This is a genomic window from Clostridium caldaquaticum, assembly GCF_023806125.1.
GTDB lineage: Bacteria > Bacillota > Clostridia > Clostridiales > Clostridiaceae > Clostridium_AT > Clostridium_AT caldaquaticum.
Map to the genome: position 1 here is coordinate 129,084 of NZ_JAMSKT010000002.1, position 19,936 is coordinate 149,019.

Here is a 19,936-nt window from a genome sequence, read left to right on the forward strand (position 1 = left end):
ATGGGTATAATATATTAAGTCTAGCCAAGTGTTATTTGTTTCCATTTTAATGGAAACTTTTGATGCTTGGCTGTAAAATATAATTTGAAGTGAGGGGATAATAATGGAAAAGGAATTGAGAAATCTTCCTCTAATTCCCTTAAGAGGTATTACAATATTTCCTTATATGGTAATGCATTTTGATGTAGGAAGGGAAAAATCTATTCTTGCATTAGAAGATGCTATGTTAAAAAATCAAGAAATTTTCTTGGTTTCTCAAAAAGACCCAAAGGTTGAGGAGCCAGATGAAAAGGATATATATGAAGTAGGTACAGTTTGTACTATAAAGCAGATTCTTAAACTTCCTGGTGATACAGTACGTGTTCTTATTGAAGGTATTAATAGGGCAAAAATAATCAACTTTACAGAGAAGGAATCATTTTTCAAGGTTGATGTGGAGATTTTAGAAGAATTAGAATGTATTACTGATAAGAAATGCGAGGCGTTGGTAAGAACTGTTAGAAATTCTTTTGATGAATATATAAGATTATCTGGTAATATGCAGACAGAATTTTTAGTATCTCTAGATGATTTAGAGAGCCCAGGAAGGCTTGCAGATGTTATTAGTTCTTATCTGATGTTAAAGGGAGATAAAAAACAGGAACTTTTGGAATCTTTTGATGTCAGCGAAAGACTTGAGAAACTTCTAATATTAATAAACAATGAGGTTGACGTTTTAAAGCTTGAAAGAAAGATAGGAGCTAAAGTTAAAAATAAAATTGATAAAGTTCAGAAAGAATATTATCTCAGAGAGCAATTAAAAGCTATACAGGAAGAATTAGGGGAAGATGATGAAGATAAAAAGGAAATTAGCAGGTATAAGAACAAAATAAATAAAGCTAAACTTCCTAAGTCTGTAAAAGAAAAGGCACTATATGAGCTTGACAGATTGAAAAATAGCGGTTCTTATTCTGCTGAAGGCGGCGTTATAAGAACATATCTTGATTGGATATTAGATTTGCCTTGGAATAATGAAACAGAGGATAATCTAGATATTAAAAGAGCGAGAGAAATACTTGAAAAAGAACATTATGGACTTGAAGATGTGAAGGATAGAATAATAGAGTATCTTGCTGTCAGAAAGATAAGCAATACTTTAAAGGGTCCAATAGTTTGTCTTGTAGGTCCTCCAGGAGTAGGTAAAACTTCTATAGCACGTTCTATTGCTCATGCACTAAATAGAAACTTTGTAAGAATGTCATTAGGTGGAGTGCGAGATGAAGCGGAAATACGAGGGCATAGAAAAACTTATGTAGGGGCGATACCTGGAAGAATTATATATGGCATGAAGCAAGCCAAGTCTAAAAATCCACTGTTTCTTTTAGACGAAATAGATAAAATGAGCAATGATTTTAGAGGAGATCCTGCAGATGCTCTTTTAGAAGTTTTGGATGCTGAACAAAACAGTACCTTTAGAGATCATTATTTAGAATTAGATTTCGATTTATCAAAAGTACTTTTTATTACAACTGCTAACAGTTTAGACCCAATACCAAGGCCATTGTTAGACAGAATGGAAGTAATAGAAGTATCGGGGTACACTTATGAGGAAAAATTTCATATTTCAAAAGAGCATTTAATACCTAAGCAGTTAAAAGAGCATAATATTGAAGAAGGAAAAATTACCTTTGCTGAAAGTGCTATATATAATGTGATTGAAAATTATACTAGAGAGTCTGGAGTAAGAAATTTAGAAAGAAAGCTGGCTACTGTCATTAGAAAAAGTATAGCTGAAATGGTAGAAAAGAATAAACAAAGCATAAATATAACAATAAATCACATTAAAAAGTACCTTGGTCCTGCTATTTTCAGTTATGATAAAGCTGATAAAATAGACAAGATTGGTGTTGTTATGGGTATGGCTTGGACAGGTTACGGCGGCGATACTTTACCTGTAGAAGTAACGGTTATGCCAGGAAATGGAAAATTAGAGCTAACTGGACAATTAGGAGATGTTATGAAAGAATCTGCAAGGGCTGGATACAGTTATGTTAGAGCAAATGCGGAAAAATATGGTATATCACCAGAATTTCATAAGGATAAAGATATACACATACATGTACCAGAAGGAGCTGTTCCTAAGGATGGACCATCAGCTGGTGTAACTATGATTACAGGAATGATATCTGCACTAAGTTCTAAAAAGGTAAAACATAATGTAGCTATGACTGGAGAAATTACTTTAACAGGAAGAGTTCTTCCTATAGGAGGATTAAAAGAAAAGTGCCTTGCTGCTTTTAGAGCAGGAATAAATACAGTAATAATTCCTAAAGATAATGAAAAAGATATGTTAAAGATTCCTAAGAGTATTAAAAATAAGCTTAATTTTATATTAGCAGATAAAATTGATGATGTGCTTTCAAATGCATTAATTAGTGAGGAATAAAATGGAAATAAAAAGATCTGAATTTATAACTTCTGCAGTTAAACCAAATCAATATCCTGTTGATGATAGATTAGAAATAGCTTTTGTTGGACGATCTAATGTTGGGAAATCATCTATTATTAACAGTATTACTAATAGAAGAAGTCTGGCTAAAGTAAGCAGTACTCCTGGAAAAACAAGACTTATAAATTTTTTTCTTATAAACAATACTTTTTATTTAGTAGATTTACCTGGATATGGGTATGCAAAAGTATCTAAAGCCGAAAAAGAAAGCTGGGGAAAGATAATTGAAAATTACCTCTTAAACAGGCCGCAGCTTAAAAAGGTAGTATTATTAGTTGACAGTCGTCATAAACCAACTAATGATGATATACTTATGTATAAATGGATTAAACATTATGGTCATAATACTTTAATCGTAGCTACTAAAAAAGATAAACTCAAAAAAAGTGAAATTTCAAAAAGTGAAAAGCTAATAAGAGAGACATTGGAATTAACTAAAGAAGAAAAAATTATGTTTTTTTCTTCACTTAATAAAGAGGGAAGAGAAGAACTTTTAGAAGTTATGTTTAGGGAACTTATTGAAGAAAACTAAATTTTTTATAGAAATAAGCTGAGTTTAAATTTATTTAAGCTCGGCTTATTTTTTTGTGTCAAAAACGTATTGATAGAATAGTATATAGTAGAAAACAAAAGAAGGAAGAATCTTCTGGAAGGGAGGAAATGGTTCAATGAACAGTGCAGCTAAAGAACTAGCCGTTACCAGACAGATAGATACCGTTGGCGGAGCATGTGGAAGAAGAAACGATAATCTAATATTATGGGTGTTGATAATTATTGTTATCTTCTGCTTCTGTGGTAATGACGGTGGAATCTTTGGTAATTGGGGAAGCGGATATGATTGTCGCAGAAAACATCATCACCATAAACAGCGTAATAGCGGCTTCTTTGGCGAAAATGGATGGTTCATATTAATCATATTCGCAATACTATTCTTATTTAATGACGGCATAGGGGGAGCAAATACTAATATTATTAATGTAGACACAGAGGATGGACAGTTATAGTGTTTTGCAAAAGATGGAAAATAAAAAGCCTGGGCTTATAGAAAGCCCTTAATGAAAAGGAGGATATATTTTATGAGTAGAAAGCATTGCAAGAAAGACTATGATTGCTTCGAAAAGCATACATTATTGGGTGGTTTAGGAAACTGTTGCTGTGATTTTCCAACCTTAATAATATTGATATTGATAATACTTCAATTCAATAGAAAAGGTGGATACTATGCTGGAGCTCAAGTTGCAGTATCAGATGATGGCTGTGGATCAGCACCAGTTGTGGCTCCTAGCTTATTAGGTGGAACTAACCTTATAGACAACAGCATCCTGTTCATAATTGCACTGTATTTTCTTTCCTGCTGCACCCCTTGCAGAAAGTAGACTAAATTTGGAGGGCTCTTTTAGCCCTCCTTAACATATAACTGAAAGTTGATTTTAGATATCCAGTAATAAAATGAAACAGAATAATGATTTTACTAGACGGTCTTAATAAATTTTCAAGCCGGATATCTAGTGTTTTCGGTTTTAATAAAGAAGTTGCAGGAGGTGATTTAATGAGCAGACACAGAAGAACACATAATAATGAGTCAAATGATAGAATGAACAATTTTGATTTAAGTAACTTTGACATGAATCAAATGGGTAACTTGCTGAATAATATAGATATGAATCAACTTTCTTCTATAATTCATGGATTTACAGGCAGCAGCAATAGTTCATCAGCTGGAAAAGCACCTTCAGCAATAAGTGATAGAAGAGTACAATTATTAAATGCTATTAAGCCTTTAGTGGATGCTGAAAAATCTAAGTTAATAGATTCTATTTTGCAAATTTATACTATAACCAGTCTTATGAAAAAATAAGTTTAATAGTACAGAGCAGCATAGAGTTTTTCAGTAGATTATATTCATTAAAAATTATTTTTATGATTAACTTAAAATAAAATATAAAAAATTAATAAATATGCAGCACTAAATTTTAATTTTAAGAATAGTATATAGTATAAACAAAAGAATTGTAAGGCCAGAAGAAACAGCAGACATCCATATATCCCAATGTACATGAGAATTAAAGCTGTTTCATAAACTTAGTAATATTAAAGAGCTAAAGATAAAGAATAGATTACGTTAAACCATTGCCCAAGAAAGGGGGGTTTCATATGAGTAGAAAGCACAGACATGAATGCTGTTATGATGAAAAAGAATATCGTAAAGGTTATGACAAATGCTGCTGCGATTTCCCAACTCTAATTATACTAATTCTTATACTTTTACAGTTCAACAGAGGTGGATACGGATTATTCGGAGCAAAACCTGTTGAAGGAGTTGGAAACTACGGCGGAGCATTAGGACTAGTTGATAACAGTATATTATTCATCATAGCAATATTCTACCTTGCCTGCTGTAATCCATGCAAAAGATAGAATGTTAAAAGAAAGCTAGGAGAGCTTAAGAGGCCCTCCTGGCTATTTTTATTCTGAAACTTCTTCAGATTTTACAGGAATGACCATAGTACATTTGCCATCAAAAGCGCCGCCCTCTTTAATAATCAAGTTTTTTACAGTTATATCTCCTAATATTTTTCCATAGTTTTCTAAAGTGAGGGTATCTTCACAAACAACGTTTCCTTCAACTTTACCATTAATAAAAGCACTTTTGCAGTTTATATTGCTTTTACAATAGGATGAGACACCTATTATAACATCGTCTTGCCAAAATATATCCCCTTCAATCGTTCCATCAATTTTTATCAAACCATCACCTTGAAGTGAACCTACTATATTGCATTTCTCTCCAATAAGAGTTTCTATTTTATTAGTATTTTTTTCTTTATCATTAAACATTTATGCTACCTCCATTTTAATAGTTTTGCAATTATACAATAAATATAAAAATAATAAAAATTAAAAAATTATTTTTATGTGTATAAAACTTCAAGTATTGGTCAATATTAATAATGTAAGTTGGAGAGTAAATCTCCACGGCATAGAATGAAAGCAAATTACTTTCATTTAATGCTAGAACCCCCCATCCCCCTTGGGACCGTTAATAGCGGTCCCTTTTGTTTTTCTTGAGGAAAAATTATTGTGCTAGAGATATAGAATAAATTTTAAATAAATTATTTTCTTCAGGTTTACCTGAAGGTTTTAGTATTAGGTTTAAAGTATAGTTTTTAGTTTTTTCTTTATTTAAATTTGAAACAGCTTTAAAGTTAAGTGTCCACTGCACTTCTGTAATGTTTCCGTTAACATCTGATTTATTATCTTTAAATATACAATTTAGGAAAGTATAAGTATTATTTTCTCCTGATAGTTTTCCTATTACAGCCATATCTTGCCCGTTTAAACCTGGATAAAATATGTTTGCTGGTTTGTTTGACTCATTTTCTGGGAGGCTTTCTATGTATTTTATAAACGCAAAGACGCTGTCTCTTCCCATATAATTATCCTTATAGTTAAAAGTAAATTTTTCAAGATTTTTTTTGTCGGGCATAAATATGTAATTTGAAAGTTCAATTTTATTATTTGTAATATTGCCTGTTAAAAACTTTGGAGTTCTATTATTGCTTAAGTCAGCAAAACCTGCTATATTGTTTGAACCGAAAAATATGTCTTTAAATTTTCCATCGCTCCATAAAAATACATGCTGAATTGGAGTTTCTTTTTCTGAAGCTTGAACAAAAATTTCTGGAATTTTATCTCTTGTAATATCCATAAAAGTAATCTTTAATGGATTATTAACATCAAATAATCCTATAGTAGGGAGTTTTTTATTAGGCTCTAAATAATAGCTTTTTTGACCATCGTTCACTTCCATATAATATTTGTCTTTTTCTGTCTTAATATATAATAGGTCTTTTTTTCCATCGCCAGTTAAATCCGTTTGAAAAATTTTACTATTATCAACTAAGGTGTTGAAGGTAGCAGTAGATTTCTTAGTTGAAAGCAGAATTATTAAAAGTGCTATAATAATTATTCCTAAGACAGAATAGTAAATATATTTTTTCTTTAGAAATATTACCCTGAATTTCATATAAATCACCTCCATTTAATTATATGAAGTTAGTTTATATTTAATTAATTTACATAAAATAAAATTAAGAAATTTTTATATTAGAAAGAGGGGAATGTGTATGAATAATGATGAAATATATTTAACTAAAATGTTAAGAGGGGAAAATATGGGCATTAATTTATATAATAAATATTTAAAAAAAATTCCTGAAGGAAAATATAAAATAGAAATTGAAAAGTTTAAAAATGAACATATAAGACATAGAACTAGACTTCAAAATATAATGCAGTCTAGAGATATAGAAGTAAGCAGTGAAGTAGGTATTCAGGGAAAGATGACAGAACTTATGACTTCAGTAAAACTTATGTTTAAAAATGAACCTAAATTAATTATGAAAGAGTTATATAAAGGAGAAATGACGGGAGTAAAATACAGTGAAAAATATCTTTCAGAATTTAGTGAATCCATAAGGCCGGATATAGAAAAGATAATAAAAGAGGACAAAGAAAGAATTTCAAAACTTGACAAGATTTTAAAAACACTCTAAATTAAAATATATTTCTTGTTCTCTAAGTTGAGAGGAAGGTGTAAAACTTGAGGCAAAAGAAAGTTATTGCCATAGTAATTAGTTTCCTTCTATGTATAAATTTAGTGTCCTGTAAGAAAAAAAGTGCAGAAGAAAATGAAGATAAGAAAAAAACTTTAAATATTTATGTAGATATTAAAGACAAGAATACTTTAAACATAATTAAGTTTTTAACTGAAGAATATAAAAAAGCAAATCCAAAATCTGAACTTAAAATTAATGATGTATTAGGTGGTGGGACTAACATTATTGAAGATATTAGCAAAGGCACGGAGGCGGATTTAGTACTTACCTCTAGAAATACAATGATAGAATTAGCACAAAAAGGTCTTCTAAGTGATATGAGTCAGCAATTTGAAAAAAACAAGATAAGTGAAAAATACTATAATATTGTGGCAGCTTATGGAAGAATAGGAGAAAAATATTATGGCATAGGTGTTATACCTTATACAGTAGAATTTTTTTATAATACAGATGCTATAAATAAATTAGGAATTAATCCTCCAGGTAATATTCAGGATGCGTTAGCTTTGATGAAAAAGTTAAACAGCAGCAATATAAAAGTTCCTATAGTAGTTACTGAGGACTTAGATATTAACTGTGCTTTATCTTCCATAATTGCAAGCAATAAAGTAAAGGCTTCTGCTTTAGATACTGCCTATGACAATAATGAGGTCTATAAAAACATAAAAGAAATGCAGGGAATTTTTGATGATATAAATACAGCTGTTAAGGAAACAGGAATAAATAAAAGTTTCTTTGAATTAGGAAATGAAAATACTTTGGCTTATTTAACAAATGGAAGTATTCCATTTGTTATCAGCACATCTTATTACTATAATAATTTAAAAGAAAGCAATATAAAGCTTATAGAAGAGTTTCAGTTAGGTAATGGCATGAAAGGTAATATGCCAGTTATAATAAATGCTTTACTATGTATGCCTACTAATAGCAAAAATTCAGAGGATGCAGGAAAGTTTATCAAATTTTTATTAAGTGATGAAACACAGGAAAATATAGTGAAAAAAGGATATATATCTGGCAGTAAAAAAGCAAATGCAGAGCTTTTAGGTTTAGGTGAAAGCATTGTTAAACATTTATCTAATGCAAATGATAACAGTATTGTATATATTTATAATCTTCCTAAAAAATTTCAAAAACATATAAGTGGAAAAGTTGATAGTATTTTAGCAGGCAAGTATACTAAAAATGAGTGGCAAGAAATATTAAATGAAGTTTATTAATAAAAAAAAAGGATATGTAAGAGGTATAGAATTATATTATACTTCTTACATATCCTTTTTTTATGTTAATTATCAAATTAATCTTCTTTATTTCTTTTTATTTTTGCAGTCTTTACATAATCCATAGAAATAAACTTGATTTGTTAGAACTTCATAATCAGTATACTGTTTTATTGATGTATTTAAGTCAGTGAAACAGAAACCTTCAATGTCATCTACTCTTCCACAGCTTAAACATTGAATGTGTGGATGATTACATATATTACCATCATATCTGAAGTTACCTTCTCCTACATTTAATTCCTGAACTAAACCAACTTCTACAAGAGTTTTTAATGCCTTATAAACTGTAGCAAGGCTCATTGTAGGATACTCTGGTTGAAGAGCTTTATATATAGTTTCTGCAGATGGATGTTCTTTTGATGATTTTAAATACTTGTATACTGCAATACGCTGAGGAGTAAGCTTGAGTTTCTTTTCTTTAAAAATCTCGGTTAAATTATTCATGGTCACCATCCTAATTAAATAATTAATTATATTATATAATAAAAATTATTTGTTGTCAAAAAGCTTTAAGGCTAAATTTAATAATAAATTAATATTTAGAATAAATTAATACAATCTATACTTTTAATCATATTATAGTAATAATAAACATTTTTCTCAATAGCAAATATTAATGAGCAGTGGGTATAATTAAAGGTTAGGTATCCATAAGCTTGAAAAAAGGAGGATAATAGCTTGAAGAGGACATATGTGTTAGATACTAATGTTATCCTGTACATGCCAAATGCCATATTTTCCTTTGGAGACAATGATGTGGTTATACCAGAGGTAGTGCTTGAGGAACTAGATGCTTTTAAAAAAGATAAAAGTGATTTAGGCTCAAATGCAAGATATGCAGCAAGAATTATAGACAAATTACGAAAACAAGGTAAGCTTAATAAGGGAATACAGCTGCCTGGAGGTGGAAGACTTAGAGTTGAGATGAATCATTATGATGCGGAAATACCGCCTCTTTGGAGCAGGCAAAAACCTGATAATAGAATAATTCAGGTATGCAAAGGCTTAAAAGAGCAAGGAGAGGATGTATGTTTAGTTACTAAAGATATTTTTGAAAGGATAAAAGCTGATACAGTAGACATAGATGCTGAAGATTTTTATGAAAAGATGGTTCCTGAATATGAAAGCCAATATACTGGAAGACTTGATGTGTTTGTATCATCAGAAAAAATTGATGAATTTTATGCTCAGAAATATTTAGAGCCTAAAGAGCTTTTATATTATTCCAATGAATTAAATGAATACTCTATTCCAGAACTTTATGTAAATCAGTTTTTAATTATACATGCTATTGAAAATACGAGAAAAACAGCACTGGGCCGCTTTGATGGAAAGCTTATTGTACCTCTTTTATTTAAGGATATGGTACCTTTAGGTATTACACCTAGAAATGTAGGACAGAAGTTTATGCTTGAAGCTCTTTATATGGATGCAGACAAGATACCTCTTGTTATAATAAAAGGGCCGGCAGGTACTGCTAAAACATTATTTTCTCTTGCAGTAGGTCTTCAAAAGGTAATGGAGGAAAATGCTCAGCAATATAGGAGAATTTTAGTTTGCAGACCAAATGTTACTATGGATGAAGAAATAGGTTTTCTTCCAGGCACAGAGCAAGAAAAAATATCACCTTTTATGCGACCAATTTTTGATAATCTTCAAATATTAGTAGATTCAGATGAAAAAGAAAGATATAAAAATGAAAAGGAATTAGATGATAAAGTAAGAGAATTATTTGATAGAAAGATTATAACTACAGAAGCAGTGGCATATTTAAGAGGACGTTCCATTGTTAAGAACTGGGTTATTATAGACGAAGCTCAGAACTTGTCGCCAAAGCAGATTAAGGCTATAATAACTAGAGTAGGAGAAGGAACAAAACTTATACTAATAGGAGATCCTGAGCAAATAGATCATGCGTTTTTAGATTCCAGGTCTAACGGTTTATGCTATGCAGCAGAAAAAATGAAAGGCAGCGAGCTTTGCTGCCAGGTAACATTGAAGTATGATGAGTGTGAAAGATCACCGCTAGCTTATGAGTCTTCTAGAAGATTATAATTGTTTAAAAAGAGTAAGGCTTTTATGCTTTACTCTTTATATTTAAAAAATAATGCATCAGAAGCAACTTATTGATATAATATAGATAAAATATCATGAAACATTAAAGACATAAGGATTGATAATCCTTATGTGCTACAAAGAAATACAGGAGGGATTTTTTTGAACAACATGTTATTTACTATACTTCTTATTCCAGGAATTTTAGCAGGAATTACTTTTCATGAATATGCTCATGCATTAACAGCTGATAGATTAGGAGATAAAACTCCAAGGCTTCAAGGAAGGCTTACTTTAAATCCGTTAACTCACATTGATCCTATAGGGTTTATTGCACTTCTTGTATTTAAATTTGGCTGGGCTAAGCCTGTTCAAATTAATTCAAGTGCATTTAAAAGCTATTATAAAGACGATTTAAAAGTTTCTATTGCTGGGCCATTAGCTAATCTTGCAGTAGCTTTTGTATCTGCTGTTATACTAGCTTTATTTTCTAAATTTGCAATGAATGATTCAACCTTGGCAGAAATAATATATAATATTTTGTTTTTATCACTGCTTGTAAATTGCAATTTATTTGTTTTAAATTTACTTCCATTGCCTGGCTTTGATGGGTTTAATATTTTGAGAGATTTATTTCCAAAATTATTTTATAATTTTGCAGAATCAATATATAGATATCAGTTTATAATAATTATTATTTTTTTAATGAGTCCTCTTTCGAGTATTTTAGTTGGTGTACCAGCGAGATTTGTAAGAAATATAATAATTAATATTGTAAATTTAATATAACAGGAGGAAACATAGTAATGAGACTAAGGAAAAAATGGTGGGCAAGACCTGAGCTTGAAAGCAGCTCATTTTTTATAACACGCCCTTTAGAATACTGTGGAAAGTGGAAAGAGGAGTTCAGGAATGATAATGAAATACATTTAGAACTTGGCTGTGGCAGAGGAAAATTTATAAGTGAAAAGGCAAAAGCAAATCCTAATATAAATTATGTAGCAATAGATTTGAAGGATGAAGTGCTTGTTTATGCTCTTAGAAAAGTTATAGAAGCAGAAGTTTCTAATGTAAGAATAGTTCCGCTGAACATACAGTTAATTGAAGGGGTTTTTGTTAAAGACGAAATATCAAAAATATATATAAACTTCTGTAATCCTTGGCCTAAGGACAGACATAAGAAAAGAAGGCTAACTCACACAAGATTTTTATCTGAGTATAAAAAATTTCTTAAAATAGGAGGAGAAGTCTGGTTTAAGACTGATGATACAGGCCTTTTCGAAGAGTCTATAGAATATTTTAAGTCTAGTGGGTTTAACATAGAATATATTACTTATGACCTTCATAACTGCGATTTTAAAGAAAATATAACTACAGAGTATGAAAGCAAATTTGCGTCTCAAGGCATGAAAATTATGTTTTTGATTGCAAAGCTAATGCCTTATAAAGAATAATAAAAAAACACAATTATAAGAGTCAGCACCTTATAATTGTGTTTTTTATCATAAGAGAAATAATACACAATTAACTCTTATTTTTTAGTATTAACAGTTATTAAACTACGTTCAGCTCAATTTCTTCATCAGCATCCAGACTAAATTTACTGTGAAGGCTTTGAAGTGCTTCATTAGCTTTTTCTTGGTCTATTATGCAGGAAATTTTAAGCTCAGAGGTACTTATCATCTGAACATTGATTCCTAATTCATAAAGGCACTCAAAAAAGCCAGATACTATATCAGGGTCTCCTAAAATACTTGAACCCACTACAGATAGCTTAACCACAGAACTATCGTATACAACCTTATCTGCACCAATTTCAGTCATAACATTTCCCAATACTTGAATAGCGTGATTTAAATCATCTTTTGCTACAGTAAAGGATATATCATTAACTTCATTGGTATTTACGTTTTGTATAATCATATCAACACCTATATTATTCGATGCCAAATGTGAAAATAGCTTAAATGCTATACCTGGTTTATCTGGAACTTTAAGAACAGAAACCTTTGCAATATTATCATCTAGTGTTATTCCTCTTACAACTGCTTTTTCCATAGCTTCAACCCCCATAATTTTTGTTCCTGGTTTATCATTAAAACTTGATCTTACTACAAGAGGAACCTTATACCTTCTTGCTATTTCAACTGACCTAGGATGAAGCACTTTTGCACCAAGCCTGGCGAGCTCAAGCATTTCATCATAGGCAACCTTATCCATAAGCTTTGCTTTAGGCACTACCCTTGGATCTGTAGTATAAACACCATCTACATCTGTATAAATTTCACATAATTCTGCTTCAACTGCTGCAGCTAGTGCCACTGCAGAGGTATCAGAACCGCCTCTGCCAAGTGTTGTTACATCACCGTTATCACTTATGCCCTGAAAACCAGCCACCACCACAATATTACCTTCTTCTAATTCTTTTTCAATCCTTGTTTTATCAATTTTTTCAATTCTGGCTGATTTGTAATTGCCATTAGTAAATACACCGCATTGAGAGCCTGTAAGAGAAATAGCTTTATGACCTTGAGCTTGAATTGCCATAGCTAAAAGAGATATAGAAACTTGTTCACCAGTAGATAAAAGCATGTCAAGTTCCCTAGGCGAAGGATTTGGTGTAATCTGTTTTGTTTTTTCTATTAAATCGTCAGTTGTATCTCCCATGGCAGAGACAACAGCAATCACTTTCTTTCCATTATTTTTAGCAGCAATAATTCGTTTGGCTACATTATTTATGCGTTCTATGGAGCCTACAGAGGTGCCTCCATATTTTTGAACGATTATACCTTTCATTATTGTTCACCCCCTAAGTTTTTACGTTTTATACAAAGTTACATCATGAAAAATATGTACTTGTATAAAATACACTTGTATTTATATGAAAAACATTATATCATATAAATGAAAAAAACAACATACTTTTATAAATTTTTTATTTTATAATTTCAAAATTAAAAAAGAACAAGTAAAATATAGATATGTGTTTAAAACAATTATGTGGTGAAATTATATAGAGGGGATACTATGAGAGATAAATACTTAGTTATAGATAAGCAAATACTGCCTGATATTTTTCAGAAAGTTATCGATGCTAAGGAGCTTCTTAGGACAGGAAAAGTGAAAGAAGTTACGGAGGCAGTAAAAAGTGTCGGTATAAGCAGAAGTGCTTTTTATAAATACAAAGATTATGTATTTACTTTATCGGAGGAGAGAAAGGGAAAAAAAGTAACTTTATTCTTTTTATTAAATCATGAAGCTGGAGTATTATCTAATATACTAAATTTAATATCTAGTTATAAAGGCAACATACTTACTATAAATCAGGATATTCCTATTAATAATGTTGCAAATGTCAGTATAACCTTTGATATTTCAGATATAGAAATTAGCGTTGAGGATATATTCAGCAGACTGAAAGAAATAAAAGGAGTAGATAAAGTTGAACTTATAGGAATGGAATAATTTAGAATAATTAAAAGTAAAAACTTATGAATGCAGAATTTATAATAATTTGTATTCATAAGTTTTGTATTTAAATATAAACCTATTGTTAAATTTTACAAAACAGCATATTTATGTTCCAGCTTAAAAGGCTGATAAGAAAGCTTCGCCTTTCTTAAGCCTTCTATACCTAAATCCTGCTCGCGATTTATATAAGGAACATCTTTAAAGCAGGTTTCAACAAAAGTTTTATTAATAAAGGTATATAGTCCATTTATATTTGTATCAGCTTTTTCAATGTGAATTATTGCCATATTAGCATTCATCTTTTCACCAATAGTAAAAGCAGAAAGAATATTATTAACATATATGGCAATGCCAACAAAATCAAGTTTTTCTCTGTTGATTAAAAGTTCCTGTATGGATTTTAATTCATGTTTGACATATCCCTTGCAGCCTATTCTATTACACCATTCACAAGCGGCCTTCATACATTCGTTAATATTTTCTTCATTGATAGGTACAACATTATAAATATTATTTTTTACAAAATGATTATAATGATTTTTCTTAGAATGAAGTTTTTTTCCAGATAAGGATATTAGTTTTGAACTTTCATAAATATAATCGAAATTATCTCTATCTTCTTCATAGCTTAAGTTCTCTCCATAAATAGATTTTAATTCTTCTATAAAAGGAGTTTCACAGTCTTTAAAGAGATATTTAAGTCCAAATTCCTTTCTATAGTTTATTAAAATGTCCAAGATTTGTGTCAAAAATTCCCTGTTGTAACCTATAGGCTGCATAAAATGATAATTATCACTAAAATCTTTCTTTTTGATTATTAGGGCGTCTTTATATACAGTATATTGTATGTCTAAGGCTTTTCTCCAAATAAATAAGTTTGTGAAAGAATATTCACTTGTTAAAAATTTATAGGGCTTTAAATATGTATCAAATAATTTTTTATCATCAAGAGTCAATGGTTTAAAATCGAGCACAATAACACTCCTAACTTTATAATTACTATTTAATAATATATTATTTAATAGTAATTATAAAATAAATTGTTAGAGGTTACAAATTTTAAATTTTAAATTTAGCCTAAAATTAGATAATTATTACATAAATATTCTGTACAATTATAAAAAAGCTTATATATAAAGTATGGTTATTGCTTTTTAAAAATGGAAATAACATATTTGCGAAAATTATGTTTTAAATTAAAAAAAGAAAACGTTTGTCTAAATCAAATTAATAATAAAATTCAGATTAGCTTATTTAAATTTAATTAGTTAAAAAAGAAAAATGAAATTACGAACAATAATCATTGATTTTATAAAAAATTCATGGTATTATTTTAAAATATAAAGTATTATTATAAAGTGGATTATGATAAAAGGGGGCTTCTAAAATGAAGAAAAAAGTATTGCTATGCGTTTTAGCAGTAGCTGTTGCAGCGACTACTATGGTTGGCTGTAAGAAGAATGGTACTACTGGTAGTGCTGAGGGAGATGTAATTAAAATTGGTATGTTTGGGCCATTATCAGGTCCTGTAGCTACATACGGACTATCTGTTAAAGAGGCTGTTCAATTAGCTGAAAAAGAAGTAAATGCAAAGGGTGGAATCAATGGTAAGAAGGTTCAGGTTATTTTTGAAGATGACCAAGCTAACCCTAACCAAGCAGTTAATGCTTTTAATAAGTTAGTTGATAGTGAAAAGGTTAGTGCAATTATAGGTGGAGTTACATCTGGGGCCACTGCAGCTGTTGCACAAAAAGCAACTCAAAGAAAAATACCAATGCTTACACCAACTGCTACAGAACCATCAATAACAAAGGTTGGTGGAGAATATGTATTTAGAAGCTGTTATTTAGATTCCTTCCAAGGAATATCAATGGCTAAGTATGCAGCTAATGATCTTGGAAAGAAAACAGCAGCAGTTCTTTATAATGTTGGAGATGACTATTCAAAAGGTATAGCTGAATCCTTTAAAAAGGAATTTGAAGCTCAAGGTGGTAAAGTAGTTGAATATATGAGCTATAACAAGGATGATAAGGACTTTAACGCTCAGCTTACAAAGATAAAAGGTTCAAATCCAGAAGTGTTAATGCTTCCAGATTATTACAATGTTGTTGGTGTTATAGCTAAACAAGCTAAGTCATTAGGAATTACTTCACAACTTATCGGGGTTGACGGCTGGGATTCTTCTGACTTATATAAAATCGGTGGAGACAGTGTAAAAGGTGGACAGTTTATAAACCACTATTTCCAAGGAGATACTGCAGAACAAGTTAAGAGTTTTGTTGATGCATATAGCAAGGAATATAATAAAAAGCCAGATGCTTTAGCAGCTTTAGGTTATGACGCTGCAAAATTGATGTTTAAAGCATTAGAAGATGCTAAAACTACTGACGGAGCAAAGGTAAGAGATGCTCTTGCTAAGCTGACTCTTGATGGAGCAACTGGTAAAATAAGCTTTGACAGTGATAGAAATGCAGTAAAAGGAGCATCAATTCTTAAGGTAGAAGGAGAGAATTACTCCCTAGTTAAGAAGATTAATCCTTAATATATAACTATATCAGGGGAGGATTACTATGGAATTTCTTCAGCAAATAATAAATGGATTATCTTTGGGCAGCATGTATGCTTTAATTGCTCTTGGGTATACAATGGTATATGGAATAATTAAGCTAATCAATTTTGCCCATGGAGATATATATATGATAGGGGCATTTACAGGATTTTATGTTACAGTTTATCTAAATCTGCCATTTTTGCCTACATTGCTTTTATCTATGTTAGGTTCGGTTATAGTAGGTATTATTGTAGAAAAGGTTGCATATAAGCCTCTTAGAAAATCTCCAAGAATAACTTTGCTTATAACAGCAATTGGAGTTTCTCTGCTTCTTGAAAATTTAATGAGATATTTTGTTGGACCTAATCCTAAGACCTTCCCAAGTTTAATAAAGGATAAAACTTATGCATTTGGAGGACTTCAAATCAGCAATATTCAAATGCTTACAATAGTTGTATCAGTTGTGCTTATGATACTGCTTCAATTTATAGTTTTTAAAACAAAAACAGGAAAGGCTATGAGAGCAGCTTCTTATGATATAGAAGCTGCTGCCTTAATGGGTATAAACGTAGATAATACTATTTCTTTTACATTTGCTATAGGCTCTGCACTAGCAGGAGCTGCTGGAGTATTAGTTGCGTTAGCATGGACAACTATTGATCCTTATATGGGTATAATGCCTGGGTTAAAGGCCTTTGTTGCAGCAGTTTTAGGTGGTATTGGTGTTATTCCCGGGGCTCTTCTTGGAGGAGTAGTTATGGGAATGATAGAAACCTTATCAAAGGCGTCTAATGTTACTTCAAGATTGTCGGATGTAATTGCCTTTTCAATACTAATAATAATCCTTCTAATAAAGCCAGCAGGTTTATTAGGAAAAGTCACTAGGGAGAAGGTATAGCCTATGAAAATATCAGTGAAATCTATAATTTATACAATTTTAGTTTTGGCATTATTCTTTTTGCTTAACATCTTAATGGATTCAGGAATAATAGACGGTTATTATAGTGGTATCATAATGATTGTTTGTGTTAATGTAATATTGGCAGTTTCATTAAATCTTATAACTGGTTTTACAGGTCAATTATGTTTAGGACATGCAGGTTTTATGGCTGTAGGTGCATACAGTTCTGCAATAATAACTGCCAAATTTGAGCTGCCTTTTATTGTTGCAATATTTGTATCTGGAGTTGCAGCTTCATTAATTGCTTTAGTTGTAGGAATCCCAACATTAAAACTTAAGGGGGATTATTTTGCAATTACTACTCTTGGAGTAGGAGAAGTTATAAGAGGTGCTTTAGTTAATATTGATTATGTAGGGGGACCTAGAGGGTTTAGAGTTCCTATGAACACAACCTTTACCTGGAGCTTTTTCCTAATGGTAATAACAATTTTAGTTATATATAATATCATACATTCTGTTCAAGGAAGAAATATGATAGCTATTAGAGAAAATGAAATTGCTGCAGAGGCTATGGGAGTAAATACAGCAAAGTATAAAGTAATGGCATTTATAACAGCTGCATTTTTTGCTGGAATTGCTGGTGCACTTTATGCTCATTATAACGGATTTATTGATCCTCCAACTTTTAATTTCCTAAAATCTGTTGAAATACTGACATTTGTTGTATTAGGCGGTATGGGTTCACTTACAGGATCCATAATTGCAGCAGTTATACTTACATTCCTGCCGGAAGTATTTAGAGAGTTCCAAGATTTCAGAATGATAGTTTATTCATTATCATTAATACTTCTTATGCTTTTCAGGCCAAAGGGGTTAATGGGAACAAAGGAATTGAGCTTTAAATTTTTAGATAACATTTTAAAAAAAGATAAAGTTTAGAAAGGAGGAAGATGAATGCTTAAAGTTAATGAGCTTTCTATTCAATTTGGAGGATTAAAAGCCGTAGATAACTTTGATTTATTCATAGGTGAGAAGGAAGTAGTTGGACTTATAGGTCCTAATGGAGCAGGTAAGACTACTGTTTTTAATATGCTTACCGGAGTTTATGCTCCAACGAATGGAAGCATAAATTATAAGGGTGATGATATTCATGGTTTAAAGCCTTATGTAATCACTCAAAAGAAAATAGCAAGAACTTTTCAGAATATAAGATTATTTTCAAACTTGACTATTTTAGATAATATAAAAATATCCTATGGATTTAAAGCACAATATAATATATTTTCAGCCATATTCAGAACACCTAAATTCAGAAAAGAAGAACAGAAAATTGAAAAGGAAGCTATGGAGCTTTTAAAGCTTTTTAATCTTGACTCCAAAGCAGATGAATTGGCGAGCAATCTATCTTATGGTGAGCAAAGAAGGTTAGAAATAGCAAGAGCCTTAGCAACAAAACCAGACTTGCTGCTTCTAGATGAGCCTGCTGCAGGAATGAATCCTCAGGAAACTATGGAGCTTATGAATCATATCAGATGGATAAGAGATAAGTTCAATTTATCTGTACTTCTTATAGAGCATGATATGAAACTTGTAATGGGTGTATGTGAAAGAATTGCAGTACTTGATTACGGCAAGAAGATTGCAGAGGGTACACCAGAACAAATAAAGAAAGACAAGAGGGTTATAGCTGCTTATCTTGGTGGTAGCAACGGAGGTGAACTGCTGAATGCTTAGCATAAAGGATTTGAACTTATATTATGGGAGCATTCATGCGCTTAAGGATATTAATATAGAGGTTAAACAAGGTGAAATAGTTACTTTAATAGGTGCTAATGGTGCAGGTAAGACATCAACACTGAGGGCTATCTCTGGATTGACTCCTTTTAAAAGCGGGGATATCCTTTATAATGGTTCTTCAATCAAAGGTATTCCTATACACAAGCTAGTAGGTGCAGGTATAGGGCATGTACCTGAAGGAAGAAAAATATTTGCTAATTTAACAGTTAAGGAAAACTTAGAAATGGGAGCTTATCTTAGAAAGGATAAGCACGAAATAAAAAAAGACTTTGAATTGATATTTGATAAGTTTCCAAGACTTAAGGAAAGAATAACACAGGTAGCAGGAACATTATCTGGCGGAGAGCAGCAGATGCTGGCCATCGGAAGAGCTATGATGAACAGGCCTAAGCTTTTAATTCTTGATGAGCCTTCTATGGGATTAGCTCCCATAGTAGTAAGAGAGATTTTTAATACTATTGTGGAAATAAATAAAGCTGGAACAACTATACTTCTAGTAGAACAAAACGCTAATTTAGCGCTAGAGATAGCTGACAGAGCTTATGTTCTTGAAACAGGAAAAGTTGTACTGAGCGGTAGTGCACAAGATTTATTAAATGATGAGAGCGTAAAAAATGCATATTTAGGAGAATAAAAAAGTATCCATAATGAGGAGTAGTCATTATGGATACTTTTTCTATTATAACTATTAATAAAATGATAAAAAATTCTTTTACAATGTTGTCACAAGTAATTTTTTGAAAAAATTTCGACTGTTCTGATGAAAAAATG

The 19,936-nt window shown here is 31.0% G+C and carries 22 protein-coding genes; 17 read left to right on the forward strand and 5 right to left on the reverse strand.

Annotated elements, in window-relative coordinates:
- The first annotated feature begins 103 nt into the window (after nucleotides 1–103).
- The 6 genes from lon to M2651_RS01960 all read left to right on the forward strand — a co-directional run bounded on the left by lon (nucleotide 104) and on the right by M2651_RS01960 (nucleotide 4,906).
- A complete protein-coding gene (lon, locus tag M2651_RS01935; RefSeq protein WP_252130643.1) occupies nucleotides 104–2,425 on the forward strand; it encodes an endopeptidase La in 2,322 nt (773 codons plus the stop codon).
- Nucleotide 2,426: 1 nt separating this feature from the next.
- Nucleotides 2,427–3,020: a ribosome biogenesis GTP-binding protein YihA/YsxC gene (gene yihA / locus M2651_RS01940; protein ID WP_252130644.1), complete on the forward strand. Its 594-nt coding sequence runs from the start codon at nucleotides 2,427–2,429 to the stop codon at nucleotides 3,018–3,020.
- A 136-nt stretch (nucleotides 3,021–3,156) separates the two neighbouring features.
- The gene (locus M2651_RS01945; protein ID WP_252130645.1) at nucleotides 3,157–3,492 is read left to right on the forward strand and encodes a hypothetical protein; all 336 of its coding nucleotides are present in this window, start codon (nucleotides 3,157–3,159) and stop codon (nucleotides 3,490–3,492) included.
- 72 nt (nucleotides 3,493–3,564) lie between these two features.
- Entirely contained in the window at nucleotides 3,565–3,864 is a 300-nt protein-coding gene (locus M2651_RS01950) for a hypothetical protein (RefSeq protein ID WP_252130646.1), read from the forward strand.
- 173 nt (nucleotides 3,865–4,037) lie between these two features.
- Nucleotides 4,038–4,346, forward strand: a complete 309-nt coding sequence (locus tag M2651_RS01955; RefSeq protein WP_252130647.1) for a hypothetical protein — start codon at nucleotides 4,038–4,040, stop codon at nucleotides 4,344–4,346.
- Nucleotides 4,347–4,642: 296 nt separating this feature from the next.
- On the forward strand, nucleotides 4,643–4,906 hold the full coding sequence (locus M2651_RS01960; RefSeq protein ID WP_252130648.1) for a hypothetical protein: 264 nt from the start codon (nucleotides 4,643–4,645) through the stop codon (nucleotides 4,904–4,906).
- 48 nt (nucleotides 4,907–4,954) lie between these two features.
- On the opposite strand, the gene M2651_RS01965 is transcribed toward M2651_RS01960, so the two are convergent.
- Both M2651_RS01965 and M2651_RS01970 read right to left on the reverse strand, forming a co-directional pair.
- The gene (locus M2651_RS01965; protein WP_252130649.1) at nucleotides 4,955–5,326 is read right to left on the reverse strand and encodes a bactofilin family protein; all 372 of its coding nucleotides are present in this window, start codon (nucleotides 5,324–5,326) and stop codon (nucleotides 4,955–4,957) included.
- A 238-nt stretch (nucleotides 5,327–5,564) separates the two neighbouring features.
- Entirely contained in the window at nucleotides 5,565–6,515 is a 951-nt protein-coding gene (locus tag M2651_RS01970) for a VCBS repeat-containing protein (protein WP_252130650.1), read from the reverse strand.
- A gap of 100 nt (nucleotides 6,516–6,615) precedes the next feature.
- On the opposite strand from M2651_RS01970, the gene M2651_RS01975 reads away from it, so the two are divergent.
- Both M2651_RS01975 and M2651_RS01980 read left to right on the forward strand, forming a co-directional pair.
- Entirely contained in the window at nucleotides 6,616–7,044 is a 429-nt protein-coding gene (locus tag M2651_RS01975; RefSeq protein ID WP_252130651.1) for a ferritin-like domain-containing protein, read from the forward strand.
- A gap of 47 nt (nucleotides 7,045–7,091) precedes the next feature.
- Entirely contained in the window at nucleotides 7,092–8,327 is a 1,236-nt protein-coding gene (locus M2651_RS01980) for an ABC transporter substrate-binding protein (protein WP_252130652.1), read from the forward strand.
- A gap of 87 nt (nucleotides 8,328–8,414) precedes the next feature.
- Here the strand turns inward: M2651_RS01980 and perR are convergent, their stop codons facing one another.
- Nucleotides 8,415–8,834: a transcriptional regulator PerR gene (perR, locus tag M2651_RS01985; protein WP_252130653.1), complete on the reverse strand. Its 420-nt coding sequence runs from the start codon at nucleotides 8,832–8,834 to the stop codon at nucleotides 8,415–8,417.
- A 234-nt stretch (nucleotides 8,835–9,068) separates the two neighbouring features.
- On the opposite strand from perR, the gene M2651_RS01990 reads away from it, so the two are divergent.
- The 3 genes from M2651_RS01990 (at nucleotide 9,069) to trmB (ending at nucleotide 11,899) form a co-directional block, all read left to right on the forward strand.
- Entirely contained in the window at nucleotides 9,069–10,445 is a 1,377-nt protein-coding gene (locus M2651_RS01990; protein WP_252130654.1) for a PhoH family protein, read from the forward strand.
- A gap of 171 nt (nucleotides 10,446–10,616) precedes the next feature.
- A complete protein-coding gene (locus M2651_RS01995) occupies nucleotides 10,617–11,234 on the forward strand; it encodes a site-2 protease family protein (protein WP_350338275.1) in 618 nt (205 codons plus the stop codon).
- Between the two features lie 17 nt (nucleotides 11,235–11,251).
- On the forward strand, nucleotides 11,252–11,899 hold the full coding sequence (gene trmB, locus M2651_RS02000; RefSeq protein ID WP_252130656.1) for a tRNA (guanosine(46)-N7)-methyltransferase TrmB: 648 nt from the start codon (nucleotides 11,252–11,254) through the stop codon (nucleotides 11,897–11,899).
- A 100-nt stretch (nucleotides 11,900–11,999) separates the two neighbouring features.
- Here the strand turns inward: trmB and M2651_RS02005 are convergent, their stop codons facing one another.
- The gene (locus M2651_RS02005) at nucleotides 12,000–13,241 is read right to left on the reverse strand and encodes an aspartate kinase (RefSeq protein WP_252130657.1); all 1,242 of its coding nucleotides are present in this window, start codon (nucleotides 13,239–13,241) and stop codon (nucleotides 12,000–12,002) included.
- A 231-nt stretch (nucleotides 13,242–13,472) separates the two neighbouring features.
- On the opposite strand from M2651_RS02005, the gene M2651_RS02010 reads away from it, so the two are divergent.
- Entirely contained in the window at nucleotides 13,473–13,910 is a 438-nt protein-coding gene (locus M2651_RS02010; RefSeq protein WP_252130658.1) for an ACT domain-containing protein, read from the forward strand.
- Between the two features lie 95 nt (nucleotides 13,911–14,005).
- Here the strand turns inward: M2651_RS02010 and M2651_RS02015 are convergent, their stop codons facing one another.
- Nucleotides 14,006–14,890 carry a DUF2156 domain-containing protein gene (locus M2651_RS02015; RefSeq protein WP_252130659.1) on the reverse strand — a complete coding sequence of 295 codons (885 nt, stop codon included), beginning with the start codon at nucleotides 14,888–14,890 and terminating at the stop codon, nucleotides 14,006–14,008.
- A 413-nt stretch (nucleotides 14,891–15,303) separates the two neighbouring features.
- Between M2651_RS02015 and M2651_RS02020 the strand changes: the two genes are divergently transcribed.
- The 5 genes from M2651_RS02020 to M2651_RS02040 are packed head-to-tail and all read left to right on the forward strand — an operon-like array spanning nucleotide 15,304 to nucleotide 19,799.
- The gene (locus M2651_RS02020; protein ID WP_252130660.1) at nucleotides 15,304–16,458 is read left to right on the forward strand and encodes an ABC transporter substrate-binding protein; all 1,155 of its coding nucleotides are present in this window, start codon (nucleotides 15,304–15,306) and stop codon (nucleotides 16,456–16,458) included.
- A 28-nt stretch (nucleotides 16,459–16,486) separates the two neighbouring features.
- Nucleotides 16,487–17,365 (forward strand): branched-chain amino acid ABC transporter permease, encoded by an 879-nt coding sequence (locus tag M2651_RS02025; RefSeq protein ID WP_252130661.1) that lies wholly within the window; start codon nucleotides 16,487–16,489, stop codon nucleotides 17,363–17,365.
- 3 nt (nucleotides 17,366–17,368) lie between these two features.
- Nucleotides 17,369–18,307 (forward strand): branched-chain amino acid ABC transporter permease, encoded by a 939-nt coding sequence (locus M2651_RS02030; protein WP_252130662.1) that lies wholly within the window; start codon nucleotides 17,369–17,371, stop codon nucleotides 18,305–18,307.
- Between the two features lie 15 nt (nucleotides 18,308–18,322).
- Nucleotides 18,323–19,102: an ABC transporter ATP-binding protein gene (locus M2651_RS02035; protein WP_252130663.1), complete on the forward strand. Its 780-nt coding sequence runs from the start codon at nucleotides 18,323–18,325 to the stop codon at nucleotides 19,100–19,102.
- Nucleotides 19,095–19,799: an ABC transporter ATP-binding protein gene (locus M2651_RS02040; RefSeq protein ID WP_252130664.1), complete on the forward strand. Its 705-nt coding sequence runs from the start codon at nucleotides 19,095–19,097 to the stop codon at nucleotides 19,797–19,799. The genes M2651_RS02035 and M2651_RS02040 overlap by 8 nt, the downstream gene beginning before the upstream one ends.
- Nucleotides 19,800–19,936: the final 137 nt, after the last annotated feature.

Excerpts from the sequence above, each read along its gene's own strand:
- M2651_RS02010 (WP_252130658.1), top strand. The coding sequence starts at position 13,473 with ATGAGAGATAAATACTTAGTTATAGATAAGCAAATACTGCCTGATATT.
- M2651_RS01995 (WP_350338275.1), top strand. The coding sequence starts at position 10,617 with ATGTTATTTACTATACTTCTTATTCCAGGAATTTTAGCAGGAATTACT.
- M2651_RS02025 (WP_252130661.1), top strand. The coding sequence starts at position 16,487 with ATGGAATTTCTTCAGCAAATAATAAATGGATTATCTTTGGGCAGCATG.
- M2651_RS01965 (WP_252130649.1), bottom strand. The coding sequence starts at position 5,326 with ATGTTTAATGATAAAGAAAAAAATACTAATAAAATAGAAACTCTTATT.
- lon (WP_252130643.1), top strand. The coding sequence starts at position 104 with ATGGAAAAGGAATTGAGAAATCTTCCTCTAATTCCCTTAAGAGGTATT.
- M2651_RS01960 (WP_252130648.1), top strand. The coding sequence starts at position 4,643 with ATGAGTAGAAAGCACAGACATGAATGCTGTTATGATGAAAAAGAATAT.
- M2651_RS01945 (WP_252130645.1), top strand. The coding sequence starts at position 3,157 with ATGAACAGTGCAGCTAAAGAACTAGCCGTTACCAGACAGATAGATACC.
- M2651_RS02005 (WP_252130657.1), bottom strand. The coding sequence starts at position 13,241 with ATGAAAGGTATAATCGTTCAAAAATATGGAGGCACCTCTGTAGGCTCC.
- perR (WP_252130653.1), bottom strand. The coding sequence starts at position 8,834 with ATGAATAATTTAACCGAGATTTTTAAAGAAAAGAAACTCAAGCTTACT.
- M2651_RS02035 (WP_252130663.1), top strand. The coding sequence starts at position 18,323 with ATGCTTAAAGTTAATGAGCTTTCTATTCAATTTGGAGGATTAAAAGCC.
- M2651_RS01955 (WP_252130647.1), top strand. The coding sequence starts at position 4,038 with ATGAGCAGACACAGAAGAACACATAATAATGAGTCAAATGATAGAATG.
- M2651_RS02040 (WP_252130664.1), top strand. The coding sequence starts at position 19,095 with ATGCTTAGCATAAAGGATTTGAACTTATATTATGGGAGCATTCATGCG.
- trmB (WP_252130656.1), top strand. The coding sequence starts at position 11,252 with ATGAGACTAAGGAAAAAATGGTGGGCAAGACCTGAGCTTGAAAGCAGC.
- yihA (WP_252130644.1), top strand. The coding sequence starts at position 2,427 with ATGGAAATAAAAAGATCTGAATTTATAACTTCTGCAGTTAAACCAAAT.
- M2651_RS02030 (WP_252130662.1), top strand. The coding sequence starts at position 17,369 with ATGAAAATATCAGTGAAATCTATAATTTATACAATTTTAGTTTTGGCA.
- M2651_RS01970 (WP_252130650.1), bottom strand. The coding sequence starts at position 6,515 with ATGAAATTCAGGGTAATATTTCTAAAGAAAAAATATATTTACTATTCT.
- M2651_RS02020 (WP_252130660.1), top strand. The coding sequence starts at position 15,304 with ATGAAGAAAAAAGTATTGCTATGCGTTTTAGCAGTAGCTGTTGCAGCG.
- M2651_RS01950 (WP_252130646.1), top strand. The coding sequence starts at position 3,565 with ATGAGTAGAAAGCATTGCAAGAAAGACTATGATTGCTTCGAAAAGCAT.
- M2651_RS01975 (WP_252130651.1), top strand. The coding sequence starts at position 6,616 with ATGAATAATGATGAAATATATTTAACTAAAATGTTAAGAGGGGAAAAT.